Genomic DNA, 14,329 nt, shown 5'->3' with positions numbered 1-14,329 from the left:
GGGCCGGGGAGTCGGACCCGTTCGGTTCGACTGCCCGGCCCCGCGGACCGAATCCGCCCCGGACGCAGAGACGCGCGGACGCCTGGCCCCTGGGCGGCAAGGCCCCTGGAGCGACGCTCCCTACGACACCACGTCCTTCTTCGCGAAGCCCCGGAACGCCAGCGCGAACAGCACCAGCGCGTACGACACCGAGACCGCCGAGCCCTGGATCATCCCCGCCCACTCCATGTGGGGCTGCAGCGCGTCCGCCCAGGAGTACTGCCAGTGGGCGGGCAGTACGTTGCGCCAGGTGTCGAGGGCGGTGACCTGGTCGAGGACATTGCCCACGATGGTCAGCCCGACGGCGCCGCCGACCGCGCCCAGCGGTGCGTCGGTCACCGTCGACAGCCAGAACGCCAGGGCCGCGGTGACCAGCTGGCTGACGAAGAGGTAGCCGACCACGACCGCCAGCCGCGGTACCGCGTCACCCGCCGACAGCGCGCCTCCGGTGGGCAGTTGCAGTGGTCCCCAGCCGTACGCGGCGGCGCCCACGGCGAGCGCGACCAGCGGGAGCAGCACCATCGCTGCGGCGCTGAACAGCAGTCCGACGGTGAGCTTGCTCAGCAGCAGCCGGGCCCGCGGGACGGGCGCGGCGAGCAGATAGCGCAGCGAGGACCAGCTCGCCTCCGACGCGACGGTGTCCCCGCAGAACAGGGCCACCGGTACGACCAGCAGGAAGCCCGCCGAGACGAAGAGGACGGTGGCGGCGAAGTTGCCGCCCGAGGCGGTGGCGGTGTCCATCAGGGTGACCCGGCCGTTGCCGCGGCTGCTCGGGTCGCCGCCGATCGCGAACGCCGCGACCAGCACGAACGGCAGCAGGGTGAGGATCGCGGCGATCACCAGGGTGCGGCGCCGCTTGAGCTGGCGCAGCGCCTCGACACGCAGCGGGAGGGTGCGGCGCGCGCGGTAGCCGGGCGCGGAGGGCGCCGAGGGCTCCGGCGGTGCGGGCGCGCCTGGCGTGGACGGCTCCGGCGGTGCGGGGGTGGCGGGGGCGGTCATCGGTCACCTGCGATCAGGGTGAGGAAGGCGTCTTCCAGGCGGCGGTGCGGGCCGACGCGGTCGACGGGGATCTCCAGCCGGATGAGGTCGGCGAGCAGCTCGGGCGTACCGGCCGGGTCGGCAAGGCGGATCAGCAGTCCCTCCTCGGCGCGGACGGCGGAGACGACCCCGGGAAGCGCGTCGGCCTTTTCCACCAGGGCGTCGGAGAGCGGCTCGGCACCCGCGACGCCCACCAGCAGGGTGTCGCCGGAGCCGACGATCTCGGTGACCGGACCCGCCTGGACGAGCCGGCCGCGGTCCATGACGACCAGGTGCGTACAGGTCTGTTCGACCTCCGACAGCAGGTGGCTGGAGACGATGACCGTGCGTCCTGCGGCGGCGTAGCGGGTCATCACGTCACGCATCTCGCGGATCTGCGGCGGGTCGAGTCCGTTGGTCGGCTCGTCGAGGATCAGCAGATCCGGCAGGCCCAGCATGGCCTGCGCGATGGCCAGGCGCTGCCGCATCCCCTGGGAGTAGGTGCGGACCGCGCGTTGCAGCGCGTCGCCGAGGCCGGCGATCTCCAGGGCCTCGTCGATGTGCGCGTCGGCGGCGGGCCGGCCGGTGGCCTGCCAGTACAGGTCGAGGTTGGCGCGGCCCGAGAGGTGCGGCAGGAAGCCGGCGCCCTCGACGAACGCGCCGACCCGGGAGAGCACCGGCGCGCCCGGCCGGATGGCGTGGCCGAAGATCCGGATCTCGCCGGCGTCGGGCCGGATGAGGCCCATCAGCATCCGCAGGGTGGTGGTCTTGCCTGCGCCGTTGGGTCCCAGCAGGCCCAGCACCTGGCCCTGCTCCACGCGGAAGGACAAGTCCCGCACGGCATACCGGTCGGCGGACTTGGCGTAGCGCTTGCTGAGATCGGTGATCTGCAGCGGTACGCCCGCGAGCGCCGGGTCGGGCGCCGGGGCGGAGGTCCGGCGGCGGGCGGTGAGCAGCAGCAGCGCGGCGACGACCGCGGCTCCGGCGGGCAGGCTCCAGGTCCAGGCGGGCAGCGGGGCGGCCGCGCTGCGCACCTGGGGGGCGGTGGGCACGTCGAGGCCGCCGCCGTGCAGCGAGACGGTGTACTTCGCGGGCTTGTCCGGGGAGGCATAGGCGAGGTCGGTTGCGGAGAGCACCATCCGCATCCGGTGGCCGGCCGCGAAGTCGTGGTCGACGGCGGGCAGCCGCAGCCGGACGCGCTCGCCGTCCTTGGCGTCCTTGACGCGGTACGGCGTGACGAGCTGGGACGGCAGCACCTGCCGGCTCCCGTCCGGCGCGACGTCGTAGAGCTTGGCGAAGAACACCGCGTCGGAGGAGCTGGAGCGGACGTCGACGGTGGCGGTGGGGCTGCCGGTGAGGTGGGTGGACTCGCGCAGCGGCGCCGAGTCGAAGTGCGCGAACTGGCCGGGGAATTCGAGGGACAGGCCGCCTGCGCCCAGCGAAGAGAAGTTGCCGAGCGCACCGACGCCGGGCACCGCGGAGATGGCGGGCGGTCCGGCGCCGGCCGGGTTGGCGAAGGTCTGCTCGCGACCGGCGAGCCGCACCCGCCGAGGATCGTTGTCCAGGCCGGTGTAGCGGTCACCGCTCGCACCGCGCAGCCGTACCGCGCCGTCGGTGGAGTCCACTCCCCCGCTGCGGCTGACCCGGAACTTTGGTCCGGTGTCGACGCTCTTGTCGTTCTTCAGATACCGGTCGAACCAGGTCTTGGTGCGGGCTTCGAGCCGGGGCATCTCGCGGTCCCCGCCGTCGTGCCCGCCCGCGATCCAGTCGACGTCGACCGGCGCGCCGTTCTTGCGCACCGCCTTCTGGATCCTGTCGGCGTTGTCCAGCGGGAAGAGGGAGTCGGTCTGACCCTGCATGATCAGGGTCGGCACCTTGATGCGGTCGCCGACGGCGGACGGGCTGCGGGCCTCCAGGAGCTTCTCGGCCGCCGCGTCCGGCTTTCCGGCGACGGCGACCCGCTCGTACATCTCGCAGAGCTCCGCCTCGAACTTCTGGCAGCCGGTGTCCGAGGGCGCGGTGGGCGCCGCTCCCGGCGCCCCGGTGGGGGTGCCGGCCTCACCGGTGGTGAAGAAGATCCCGGCCCACAGCTTCTTGAAGACGCCGTTCGGGAACAGCGCGTCGGCGAGGTTCCAGTACGTGATCTGCGGGGCGATGGCGTCGACCCGCGGGTCGTGGCCGGCCGTCAGCAACGAGATCGCGCCGGCGTAGGACCCGCCGGCCATGCCCACCCGGGGGTCGCCGGCCTTGTCGAGCTCCACCTCGGGCCGCTCGGCGAGCCGGTCGATCAGCCGACGGGCGTCGGCGACCTCGCCGTCCGGGTCGTTCAGTCCGATGTTCCCGGTCGACTTGCCGAAACCGCGCGCGGACCAGGTCATGACCGCGTAGCCGTCCCGGGCCAGCTGCTCCGCCTGCGCCCGGACGTCGTTCTTGCTGCCGCCGAAACCATGGGAGAGCAGCACCGCGGGCCGCCGCCCACGGGCGCTGTCGGAGGTGAAGAAGGACGTGTCGATACGGACCTTCTTCTCACTTCCCGGCTTTTCGGGCATCGCCATGGCCCGGTCCTCGCGGTGCACTGCGGGTGCGGCGTCCGAGGAGGCGGAGGCCCAGGTGCCGCCCCCTATGAGTACTGCCAGGGCGGCCCCGGTCGCGTAGAGCCGCTTCCGGCGCGTGCCGGAAGCGGCCCGCGGACCGCGGCGAAGTGGGAGATCCATATCTGAATCCTAGGTACGGCCCGGTGGCCACGACCCGCCCCGCGGGGTGAACCTCACCACCTCCCGGCGAAGTAGATACCGGGGGGCCGTACCGCGCCTGTGGTACACGCCACTTGTGGCGCGGGCCGACGGCGATGTGCCCCGCCGCCGGCCCTGTGCGCTACCTCCGGTCCGGCTCGGGCGCCGTGGTGCCGAAACGGGCCACGGCGCCGTCGCTGCTCAAGCACTCCAGGCCGACCTTCTCCAGCACCCGCGCGGACGCGGGGTTGGGCAGCTCCACGCCGGCTCCCACGGTGTGCACCCCCGGGGCCGTGAGGGCGAACTCGACGACGGCGCGGGCCGCCTCGGTGGCGTAGCCGCGGCCCTGCCGGGAGGGGACGATCCCGTACCCGAACTCCAGGCAGCCGTCGACGGGCGGCCAGAACAGGCCGATCGCGCCGACCACCAGGCCGCTGTCGCGCTCGATGACCTGCCGCTGGCCGTACACGCCCAGCGCGTCCGGCCGTTCGGTCATGTAGCCGGCGATGGCGCGGTCGCCGTCGGCGGGGAAGTCCGCCGCCCAGTGGGTCCTGCGCTCGTCACCGAGCACAGCGGCGACCTCGTCCGCGGGCCACGTCCGCAGCACGAGCCGCTCGGTGGTCAGGTCCGCGCCGGTCGGGGCAGCGGAGAAAGGAGAGGAAGAAGGAGAAGAAGGGGAAGACACTCGACACTCCTGGTCGTCGGTGAAACGACCGGGTCGCGCTCTTCGTCAGGCGACCCGGACAAGGGCATGCTGATGAGGCTCGTGGCGGGCCATATTCATCAACCTCCCTTGCCGCAGCGGCGATCGCCCCTCTCGGGCGCATGCGCAGGCTACCAACCGGTGGGCCTTCAGGAGCGTCCAACGACGCAAACCGGCGCAGCCGCCGCCCGCTCACGGGGCGGCGGCCGTCAGCCGGTCAGTACTGCGGCGGCCCGAAACCACCCTGCGGGGCGGGCGGGTTGCCCGGCGGCATGGGCGGCGGGTTGCCGACCTGGGGCATCGGCGGGCCTTGCTGCGGCATCGGCGGGCCGGGCTGCTGCCAGCCGGCGGGCGGCGGGCCCTGCGGGCCGGGCGGCATCATGCCGGGGACGCCGAACTGCGGTGCCGGGACCGGGGGATGCCAGCCCGGGGCGACCGGCTCACCGCGGCCCATCAGGGCGAAGAGCGCGAGCGAGCCGAACAGGGACAGCACCAGGCCGAGGTGTACGAGAACCGAGAAGCCCGGGTTGGCGGAGCCGAATTCGAAGAGCGTGCCGCTGTTGCCCATCCCGATGACACTCAGCAGGGCGTTCGGCAGCAGCAGCGTCGCAAGGCCCATGGCGAGGCCACGGGCCGCGCCGCCGCGCGCCAGGCAGCTCAGGGCGGCCGCGGCGCTCAGCCCGATGAGGGTCACGTAGTACAGGCCGGGCGACACATCCAGCAGGGAGGTGAGAATGCCCGTGCCGAGGTAGAACACGTCCGCCGAGCCGAGCCCGTTCTCCACCAGCCAGTAGATGTTCCAGGCCACGTACAGCAGCACCATGGCGCCGAGGATCAGCCCCGCGACCGTGCCGGGCACCTTGGCGGGACGCATCGGCGGATCGCTGGGGCGCTGACGCGGCCAGGAGCGCATCCCGGCCAGCAGCACGACGCACGCCGCGAGGGCCAGCGGAACCAGGCACAACGCGCTGAGGAAGACACCTGTGAACGTCGAGGAGTCCTGCTCGAAGGGGATGAGGAACCAGCGGTTCTGGTCGGTGGCACTGCCGGTACTCGCGATGGCCTGCAGGGACATCACGAAGGTGAAGGTGCCGGCGACGGCGAGCAGACCGCCGGCCGTCCGCAGCCCGGCGAACGCCGCCCAGGCAGCGGCCAGCTGGACGACGGCGAGGCCGAGGTGGAAGGGGATGGTGACCTGGTCAGGACCGCCCCTGCGCCCGCCGGTCCATATGTCGAAGAGGCCGTCGAGCCCGAACGCGTCGACGTCGATTGCCAGCCAGTAGGCGGTGTAGAGGAAGAACAGCAGGCAGAACGCCCCGCCGGTGATCCGCGCGCCCTTGGCCAGGGCCATACTTCGTGGCATTTTGCCCCCCGTTGGATTCCGTGTGTCCGCGAAGGAGCACGGTAGCAATCGTTTTCGGTCACGCCAGCCCCCCGGATCGGTGGTGGGGAAACCACCGCTGCCCTGCCCGTTGGGACAGCGCGAACCCCCTGCCGGCGGACGGCCTGCAGGGGGTTCGGCCGGCGACCGACCGGCGGCGGCCGGTCGGTCGGCGGGACGGGGCGTCGGAGCGCCGCGGCGTCAGTGGTTGCTGGGGAAACCGAGGTTGATGCCGCCGTCGGACGGGTCGGGCCAGCGGGTGGTGACGACCTTCCCGCGGGTGTAGAAGTGCACACCGTCGTTGCCGTAGATGTGGTGGTCGCCGAAGAGCGAGTCCTTCCAGCCACCGAAGGAGTGGTAGCCGACGGGGACCGGGATCGGCACGTTCACGCCGACCATGCCGGCCTCGACCTCCAGCTGGAAGCGGCGGGCCGCGCCGCCGTCCCGGGTGAAGATCGCGGTGCCGTTGCCCCAGGGCGAGGCGTTCATCAGGGCGATGGCGTCGTCGTAGGTCTCGACGCGGACGACGGACAGCACCGGACCGAAGATCTCGTCGCGGTAGGCGTCCATCTCGGGAGTGACATTGTCCAGCAGCGAGACGCCGATCCAGTGGCCGTCCTCATAGCCCTCGACGGTGTAGCCGGTGCCGTCGATGACGACATCGGCGCCCTGGGCCGCCGCGCCCTCGACGTACGAGGCGACCTTGTCGCGGTGGACCTTGGTGATCAGCGGGCCCATCTCGGAGGCCGGGTCGTCGCCGGGGCCGATCCGCAGCTTGTCGGCGCGCTCCTTGATCTTGCCGATCAGCGGGTCGGCGGTGTCACCGACCGCGACGACCACGGAGATCGCCATGCAGCGCTCGCCGGCCGAGCCGTACGCCGCGTTGATCGCGGAGTCGGCGGCCAGGTCGAGGTCCGCGTCCGGCAGCACCAGCATGTGGTTCTTGGCGCCGCCCAGCGCCTGGACGCGCTTGCCGTTGGCGGTACCGGTGGTGTGGATGTAACGGGCGATGGGGGTGGAGCCGACGAACGAGACGGCGGCGATGCCCGGGTGCTCCAGGATGGCGTCGACGGCCACCTTGTCGCCGTTGACGACGTTCAGCACACCGTCGGGCAGGCCCGCCTCGGCGGCCAGCTCGGCGAGCTTGAAGGCGGCGCTCGGCACCTTCTCGCTCGGCTTGAGGACGAAGGTGTTCCCGCACGCGACGGCGATCGGGAACATCCACATCGGCACCATCGCCGGGAAGTTGAACGGCGTGATGCCGGCGACCACGCCCAGGGACTGACGGATCGACGAGACGTCGACGCGGGTGGAGACCTGGGTGGACAGCTCCCCCTTGAGCTTCTCCGGGATGCCGCAGGCCAGCTCGATGATCTCCAGGCCGCGGGCCACCTCGCCCAGCGCGTCGGAGTGCACCTTGCCGTGCTCGGCCGTGATCAGCGCGGCGATCTCGTCGCGGTGCGCGTCGACCAGCTCGCGGTACTTGAACAGCACCGAGGTGCGCTTGGCCAGCGAGCTGGTGCCCCAGGTGCGGAACGCTTCCCTGGCGGCGGTCACGGCGGCGTCGACCTCGTCCACGGAGGCGAAGGCGACCTGCTTCTCCTGGGCACCCGTGGCCGGGTTGTAGACCGGGCCGAAGTTGCCGGAGACGCCCTCGACGGGCTTGCCGCCGATCCAGTGGCTGATGGTCTTCATGCGGGGGACCTTTCTGGTGACAACAACGAGCTGAGGTCAGAGGTGGCGGCGGCGTCCTGCGGCATGCCGGTCGTACACCTCTCGGGCGGCGACCGCCGCCGGACGCGTCGCGGTCTCGGCAACAGGAACATCCCACCAGGCCTGGGAGTCCGGCGCGCCCGGCACAGTGTCAGCCGTTTCGGTCTCGACATAGACACATGTGGGCCGGTTCGCGGTACGCGCATCGGCGAGCGCGGCGCGCAGCTCACCGACGGTGCCGGCACGCAGGACGTGCATGCCCAGCGAGGCGGCGTTGGCGGCGAGGTCGACGGGCAGCGGCGGCCCGGTGTACGTGCCGTCCTCGGCCCGGAAGCGGTAGTCGGTGCCGAACCGCTCGCCCCCGGTCTGCTGCGAGAGCCCGCCGATCGAGGCGTAGCCGTGATTCTGGATGAGGACGATGTTGATGTTCAGTCCCTCCTGTACCGCGGTGACGATCTCGGTGGGGTTCATCAGATAGGTACCGTCGCCGACCAACGCCCACACCGGCCGGTCGGGGGCGGCCAGCCGGACGCCGATCGCGGCCGGGATCTCGTAGCCCATGCAGGAGTACCCGTATTCGAGGTGGTACTGCCTGCGGGACCGTGCGCGCCAGAGTTTGTGCAGGTCACCGGGGAGGGACCCGGCGGCGTTGAGGACGATGTCGGTGTCGTCGACGACGGCGTCGAGGGCGCCGAGGACCTGGGTCTGGGACGGGCGGGCGGTCTCGTCGTCCGCGGCATAGGCGGCGTCGACGCGGGTCTCCCACTCGGACTTCGCGGCGGTGTATGCCTCCTCGTACGCCGGGTCGACGCGGTGGGCGGCCAGCTCCGCGGTGAGCGCTTCGAGTCCGGTGCGGGCGTCGGCGACCAGGGACAGGGCGCCGAGCTTGTGGGAGTCGAAGGAGGCGATGTTGAGGTTGACGAAGCGCACGCCGGGTGCGGCGAAGAGGGTGCCGGAGGCGGTGGTGAAGTCGGTGTAGCGGGTGCCGACGCCGAGGATCAGATCGGCCTCGCGGGCGAGGCCGTCGGCGGTGGCGGTGCCGGTGTGACCGATGCCGCCGACGTCGGCGGGGTGGTCGTGGCGCAGCGCGCCCTTGCCCGCCTGGGTGGCGGCGACGGGGATGCCGGTGCTGTCGGCGAAGGCGCGCAGCGCGTCCTCGGCCTCGCTGTGGTGGACGCCGCCGCCCGCGATGACCAGCGGCCGGCGGGCGCCGCGGACCGCGCGTACGGCGTCGGCGAGGGCCGCCGGGTCCGGGGCGGGACGGGGGACGCGCCACACACGGTCGGCGAAGAACTCCTCGGGCCAGTCATGCGCCTCGGCCTGGACGTCCTGCGGCAGGGCGAGGGTGACGGCGCCGGTCTCGACGGGGTCGGCGAGCACCCGCATCGCCTGGAGGGCGGCGGGGATCAGGGCCTCGGGACGGGTGACGCGGTCGAAGAAGCGGGAGACCGGGCGCAGCGCGTCGTTGACCGACACATCGCCCGCGTAGGGGACTTCGAGTTGCTGGAGTACGGGGTCGGCCCGGCGGGTGGCGAAGCTGTCGCCGGGCAGCAACAGGACCGGGAGGCGGTTGATCGTGGCGAGGGCGGCGCCGGTGACGAGGTTGGTCGCGCCGGGCCCGATGGAGGTGGTGACGGCGTGGGCGGAGAGCCGGTCGCACTGCCGGGCGTAGCCGACGGCGGCGTGCACCATGGCCTGTTCGTTGCGGCCCTGGAGGTAGGGCAGCCCCGGCGGTTCGGGGGTGGTGCCCCGGGGGGACGCCGCCCGGGACTCCAGGAGGGCCTGGCCGAGGCCGGCGACGTTGCCGTGGCCGAAGATGCCCCAGCACGCGTTGATCAGGCGGTGCCTGCGGCCGTCGCGCTCGGTGTACTGGTGGGCGAGGAACTCCACCAGAGCCTGGGCCACGGTCAGGCGTCGGGTGCCGGGCGGGGGCGTGGGGACGGTCATCGGGCGTCTCCTGCGGGCGCTGTGTAGAGAGGGAGGCGGGGGTCGACGGGCTGGTCGGGCCAGGTGCCGCGGATCCAGCCGTGGTCGGGGTGGTCGCAGATCAGCCACTCGCGGGTCTCGCCGGGACCTGCCATGACGTTGAGGTAGTACATGGTGTGGCCGGGCGCGGCGATGGACGGGCCGTGCCAGCCGTCCGGGATGAGCACGGCGTCGCCGCCGCGGACCTCCGCGAGGACGTCGGTGCCGCGGCCGTGCCCTGAGGGGGTGACGCGCTGGTATCCGACGCCTTCGGTGCCGTGCGCGGCGGCGATCTCGAAGTAGTAGATCTCCTCCAGCTCGGATTCCTCGCCGGGCCGGCAGGTGTCGTGCTTGTGCGGCGGATAGGACGACCAGTTGCCGCCCGGGGTGAGCACCTCGACGGCGATGAGCTTGTCGCAGTCGAAGACGCCCGCCGCTCCGAAATTGTTGACCTGGCGGGAGCAGTTGCCGGTGCCGCGCAGCTCCACGGGGACGTCACTCGCGGGACCGTAGCGGGCGGGCAGGCTGCGGGTGCAGCGTGCTCCGGTGAGCGCGAAACGGCCGCCGGCGTCGGTGGTCAGCTCGACCTGCGCGTCGCGAGGTACGTACGCGAAGTCGGTGACGCCGCTGAAGACGCTGTCCCGGCCGGTCAGTTCGAAGGTCTCGCCGGTTCCGGTGCGGACGGCGCAGCCGCCGGACAGGGGCAGCACGATCCATTCGCTGTCGCCGGTGGCGAAGGCGTGCCGGCCACCGGGCGGCAGGTCGAGGACGCGCAGCGAGGAGTGGCCCCAGCCTGCCCGCTCGGGGTCGATGTCGAGGGCGTAGGGGCCTCGCGCCGCGTCGTCGGCCGTCAGATGGAAGTCACAGCTCATATCTCAAGTCTCCTGCGCGATGGCGGATTTCCCTGCCTTTTTCGCCGTGCCGGTGGAGCCTCACAGCAGCCCGACGGCGGTGTCCACGGCGGCCGCGACATCGCCGTCGGCCGGGTAGAGCAGGGAGCGGCCCACGACCAGCCCCTGCACCGTCGGCAGCCGCAGCGCCTTGCGCCACTTCTCGTACGCGGCTTCCTGGTCCCGGACGGTGGTGCCGATGTCGCCGCCGAGCAGCACGGTCGGCAGCGTCGAGGTCTCACAGACCCGGGCCATCGCGTCGGGGTCGTCGGTGACCGGCAGCTTCAGCCAGGTGTAGGCGGAGGTGCCGCCGAGGCCGGAGGCGATGGCCACCGAGCGGGTGACGGCCTCGGCGCCGAGGTCGTTGCGGACCCGGCCGTCGATGCGGCGGCTGAGGAACGGCTCGACGAAGGTGGGCAGTTCCCGCTCGGCCATCGCGTCGATGGTGCGCGCGGTGGCCTCCAGGGTGGCCAGCGAGCCGGGGTCGGAGTAGTCGATGCGCAGCAGGAGCTTGCCGGCGTCGAAGCGCAGCCGGGCGAGGTCCTGGGGGCGGTGGCCGGTGAAGCGGTCGTCCATCTCGAAGGCGGCGCCGGCCAGGCCGCCGCGGTTCATCGAGCCCATGACGACCTTGCGTTCGAGTGCGCCCAGGAGCAGCAGGTCCTCCAGGATGTCGGCGGTGGCGAGGACACCGTCCACCCCTGGCCTGGACAGCGCGAGGACGAGACGTTCGAGCAGGTCCAGACGGTTGGCCATGGCGAACTGCCGGTCACCGACGGCGAGCGCGCCGCGTGCCGGGTGGTCGGCGGCGACGATCATCAGCCGGCCGCTGTCGCCTATGAGGGGGCGGCGGGTGCGGCGGGCGGCGGCCTCCGCGACGGCTTCGGGGTGGCGGGCCCGCAGCGTCGCGAGGTCACTGATCCGAGGGGTCAAGGGGTTACTCACCTTCTTGGGCGCGCAGGTGTGGCGGGGTGCGGGGGTGGACCGCCGGGAGGGCGGCGGCCGGGGCCACGACTGTCACCGGCCGGCGAGGAAGGTCTCGACCTCGTCGGCCGTCGGCATCGCGGACGAGCAGGCGAGCCGGCCGGCGACGAGGGCGCCCGCGGCGTTGGCGTAGCGCATCATCGGCTCCAGTTCCCAGCCGCTCAGCAGGCCGTGGCAGAGCGCACCGCCGAAGGAGTCGCCCGCGCCCAGGCCGTTGACGACCTCGACGGGGGTGGGCGGGACCTCGGCGGTGCGGCCGTCGCGGTGCACGGCGAGGACGCCCTTGGGGCCCTGTTTGACGACGGCGAGTTCGACGCCCATGTCCAGGAGCGCGTGGGCGCACGCCTTGGGGTCGCGCAGCCCGGTGGCGACCTCGGCCTCGTCGACGTTGCCGACGGCGACCGTGGCGTGCCGCAGGGCGGCTTCGTAGTGGGGGCGGGCGGCGGCCATGGCGGAGGCGCCGGACGCGCCGCCGTCCTTCGAGGCGCCGCCCTCGCCACCCCAGAACATCGGCCGCCAGTCGAGGTCGAAGACGGTGGCGCCCGCATCCGGGGCAGCGGCGCGGGCCCGGAGTGCGGCGAGGGTGGCACCGCGGCTCGGCTCCTCGCAGAGCCCGGTGCCGGTCATCCAGAAGATCCGCGCGGCGCGCAGGGCGTCGTGGTCGAGTTCCTCGGGGTGGATGACCAGATCCGGGGCCTTGGGGCGTCGGTAGAAGTAGAGCGGGAAGTCGTCCGGCGGGAAGATCTCGCAGAAGGTGACCGGTGTCGGGTAACTGTCCACCGGCGTCACCCAGCGGTCGTCCACACCGAAGTCGCGCAGGGCCTGGTGGATGTAGTCGCCGAACGGGTCGCGCCCGGTCCGGCTGATGACGGCGGAGCGACGGCCGAGCCGGGCGGCGGCGACCGCGACGTTGGTGGCGGAGCCGCCGAGGAACTTCCCGAAGGTCTCGACCTGGGCCAGCGGCACGCCGGTCTGCAGCGGGTAGATATCCACCCCGATGCGGCCCATCGTGATCAGGTCGTACGGCTCGGTCATGTGCGCCCCTTCGGTCGGTCCGCCGCGGCGGGTCGGCGGTTCGGCTCTGCGCACAGGTCTAACCGGCAGAATCAGACCCTGTCAACAGTTTGTCCTTACATTATGACGTCGAGATGCCGTTGGGTCGATGGAGGCGATGGAGGCGATGGAGGGGTGGGGGCGGGGCCGACCGAAGGGGGGAGGTGGAGAGGGCGCCCCTTGGAGCGCCCCTAGAGCAACAGGCGCGCGAGCGCGGGCTTACGGGGGTGGGCGCGCCAGTACGGGGCGCACGAGCGCGGGGGCGGGCGCGGGCGTGCGGGCGCGGGCGCTCAGACGTACGGGCCCGGGCGCGCGAGCTCAGACATACGGGCCCGGGCATACGAGCACAAGCGCATGGGCCCGGCGCAGCCGGCGCGCGAATCACAAGGCCCTTCAGCCTTCAGCCCTTCAGCTCTTAAGTCCTTAAGTCCTTATGTCAGGACGAAGTCTTGACACTCGTGAGGGCGGCAGAGAGGCTGAGCCCCACGACCCCACCAGCGCCTCCCGGTCACCGCCGACCGGCGAGAGGAGAGCCGCAGCATGTCCGCACCCCGTGCCGTTGCGCCCGTTCTGGACCGTATTCGCGTCGGTTCCGCCCCCGACTCCTGGGGCGTGTGGTTCCCCGACGACGAGCAGCAGGTCCCCTGGCAGCGTTTCCTCGACGAGGTGACGCAGGCCGGATACGAATGGATCGAACTCGGCCCGTACGGCTACCTGCCCACCGACCCCGCCGTCCTCCACGAGGAGATCGCCCGCCGCGACCTGAAGGTCTCCGCAGGCACCATCTTCACCTCGATGCACCGGGGCCCCGCCGTATGGGACGAGACCTGGGCGCATGTTCACGAGGTGGCCACCCTCACGCAGGCGATGGGCGCCAAGCACCTCGTCGTCATCCCCTCCTTCTGGCGGGACGACAAGACCGCCGAGGAGATCGAGCCGCGCGAACTGACCGTGGAGCAGTGGAAGCACCTGACCACCGGCATGGAGCGGCTGGGCAAGCGGGTGCAGGACGAATTCGGCCTGGACATCGTGGTGCACCCGCACGCTGACACCCACATCGACACCGAGGAGCACGTCGAGCGCTTCCTCCACGTCACCGACTCCGACCTGGTCAACCTCTGCCTGGACACCGGCCATTACGCCTACTGCGGCGGCGACAGCGTCAAGCTGATCCGCACCTACGGCGAGCGGATCGGCTACCTGCACCTCAAGCAGGTCGACCCGGAGATCCTCGCCGACGTCCACGCCAAGGGCACACCCTTCGGGCCCGCCGTCAAGCAGGGCGTGATGTGCGAGCCGCCGCTCGGCGTACCGGCCCTGCCGCCCGTCCTGGAGGCCGCGCAGAAGCTGGACGTCGACCTCTTCGCCATCGTCGAGCAGGACATGTACCCGTGCCCGCCCGACCAGCCTCTGCCCATCGCCCAGCGCACCCGCCGCTTCCTCAGCTCCTGCGGGGCCTGAGGCGGTGAAGGACCTGAGGGATGAGCTGGAGGGGTGAGTTGGGACGGGGGTTGGGGCGGGGATGCGGGTGGGGGTGGGCGCTCGGTAGGGCTTGGGGTGGGGCTCGGGTGATGCTTCGGGCGGGGGGCGGGCGGGAGTCGGGGCCAGGGCGGACCTTGGTCCTGCCACTCGGGCGGAGCTTGGGGCGCGTACCTCATGGCCGGCCGCTCGCGCACCCGCCTCTCTGTGCTCGCCCTTCGCGCGCTCGACCTCCGCGCGCGACGCGTGGGCGCTCCCCCTTCGCGCCGCCACCGTTCCTGCGCCCGCACCTCCTACGCTCGCACCTCACGCACCCGCCCCACACCCCATGCGCTCACACCGCACGCACTCACACTCACTGCGCTCGCACCTCATG

The 14,329-nt window shown here is 72.3% G+C and carries 10 protein-coding genes; 1 reads left to right on the top strand and 9 read right to left on the bottom strand.

Annotated elements, in window-relative coordinates:
- Positions 1 to 120 precede the first annotated feature (120 nt).
- From ACGFZW_RS25195 to iolC, 9 genes are all read right to left on the bottom strand, one after another.
- Positions 121 to 1,038, bottom strand: a complete 918-nt coding sequence (locus ACGFZW_RS25195; RefSeq protein ID WP_393895479.1) for an ABC transporter permease — start codon at positions 1,036 to 1,038, stop codon at positions 121 to 123.
- Positions 1,035 to 3,770: an alpha/beta fold hydrolase gene (locus ACGFZW_RS25190; protein WP_393895478.1), complete on the bottom strand. Its 2,736-nt coding sequence runs from the start codon at positions 3,768 to 3,770 to the stop codon at positions 1,035 to 1,037. Before ACGFZW_RS25190 ends, ACGFZW_RS25195 begins: the two co-directional genes overlap by 4 nt.
- A 160-nt stretch (positions 3,771 to 3,930) precedes the next feature.
- Positions 3,931 to 4,473 carry a GNAT family N-acetyltransferase gene (locus tag ACGFZW_RS25185; RefSeq protein ID WP_393895477.1) on the bottom strand — a complete coding sequence of 181 codons (543 nt, stop codon included), beginning with the start codon at positions 4,471 to 4,473 and terminating at the stop codon, positions 3,931 to 3,933.
- Between the two features lie 235 nt (positions 4,474 to 4,708).
- Positions 4,709 to 5,854 carry a hypothetical protein gene (locus tag ACGFZW_RS25180; RefSeq protein ID WP_393895476.1) on the bottom strand — a complete coding sequence of 382 codons (1,146 nt, stop codon included), beginning with the start codon at positions 5,852 to 5,854 and terminating at the stop codon, positions 4,709 to 4,711.
- Between the two features lie 219 nt (positions 5,855 to 6,073).
- Positions 6,074 to 7,567, bottom strand: coding sequence for a CoA-acylating methylmalonate-semialdehyde dehydrogenase (locus tag ACGFZW_RS25175; RefSeq protein WP_393895475.1), 1,494 nt, complete (start codon positions 7,565 to 7,567; stop codon positions 6,074 to 6,076).
- Positions 7,568 to 7,603: 36 nt separating this feature from the next.
- Positions 7,604 to 9,532: a 3D-(3,5/4)-trihydroxycyclohexane-1,2-dione acylhydrolase (decyclizing) gene (iolD, locus tag ACGFZW_RS25170; RefSeq protein WP_393895474.1), complete on the bottom strand. Its 1,929-nt coding sequence runs from the start codon at positions 9,530 to 9,532 to the stop codon at positions 7,604 to 7,606.
- On the bottom strand, positions 9,529 to 10,422 hold the full coding sequence (gene iolB / locus ACGFZW_RS25165; protein WP_393895473.1) for a 5-deoxy-glucuronate isomerase: 894 nt from the start codon (positions 10,420 to 10,422) through the stop codon (positions 9,529 to 9,531). The genes iolD and iolB overlap by 4 nt, the downstream gene beginning before the upstream one ends.
- Positions 10,423 to 10,482: 60 nt before the next feature.
- Positions 10,483 to 11,370, bottom strand: coding sequence for a deoxyribose-phosphate aldolase (locus tag ACGFZW_RS25160; protein ID WP_393895472.1), 888 nt, complete (start codon positions 11,368 to 11,370; stop codon positions 10,483 to 10,485).
- A gap of 84 nt (positions 11,371 to 11,454) precedes the next feature.
- A complete protein-coding gene (gene iolC, locus ACGFZW_RS25155; protein WP_393895471.1) occupies positions 11,455 to 12,456 on the bottom strand; it encodes a 5-dehydro-2-deoxygluconokinase in 1,002 nt (333 codons plus the stop codon).
- Between the two features lie 558 nt (positions 12,457 to 13,014).
- On the opposite strand from iolC, the gene ACGFZW_RS25150 reads away from it, so the two are divergent.
- A complete protein-coding gene (locus ACGFZW_RS25150) occupies positions 13,015 to 13,935 on the top strand; it encodes a sugar phosphate isomerase/epimerase family protein (protein WP_393895470.1) in 921 nt (306 codons plus the stop codon).
- Positions 13,936 to 14,329 lie beyond the last annotated feature (394 nt).

Source organism: Streptomyces sp. NPDC048248, from assembly GCF_043201875.1.
GTDB lineage: Bacteria > Actinomycetota > Actinomycetes > Streptomycetales > Streptomycetaceae > Streptomyces.
The sequence above is the reverse complement of the archived record's forward strand: the minus strand, read 5'-3'. Positions and strand labels throughout refer to the sequence as shown.

Excerpts from the sequence above, each read along its gene's own strand:
- ACGFZW_RS25195 (WP_393895479.1), bottom strand. The coding sequence starts at position 1,038 with ATGACCGCCCCCGCCACCCCCGCACCGCCGGAGCCGTCCACGCCAGGC.
- ACGFZW_RS25190 (WP_393895478.1), bottom strand. The coding sequence starts at position 3,770 with ATGGATCTCCCACTTCGCCGCGGTCCGCGGGCCGCTTCCGGCACGCGC.
- ACGFZW_RS25180 (WP_393895476.1), bottom strand. The coding sequence starts at position 5,854 with ATGCCACGAAGTATGGCCCTGGCCAAGGGCGCGCGGATCACCGGCGGG.
- ACGFZW_RS25175 (WP_393895475.1), bottom strand. The coding sequence starts at position 7,567 with ATGAAGACCATCAGCCACTGGATCGGCGGCAAGCCCGTCGAGGGCGTC.
- iolD (WP_393895474.1), bottom strand. The coding sequence starts at position 9,532 with ATGACCGTCCCCACGCCCCCGCCCGGCACCCGACGCCTGACCGTGGCC.
- iolB (WP_393895473.1), bottom strand. The coding sequence starts at position 10,422 with ATGAGCTGTGACTTCCATCTGACGGCCGACGACGCGGCGCGAGGCCCC.
- iolC (WP_393895471.1), bottom strand. The coding sequence starts at position 12,456 with ATGACCGAGCCGTACGACCTGATCACGATGGGCCGCATCGGGGTGGAT.
- ACGFZW_RS25150 (WP_393895470.1), top strand. The coding sequence starts at position 13,015 with ATGTCCGCACCCCGTGCCGTTGCGCCCGTTCTGGACCGTATTCGCGTC.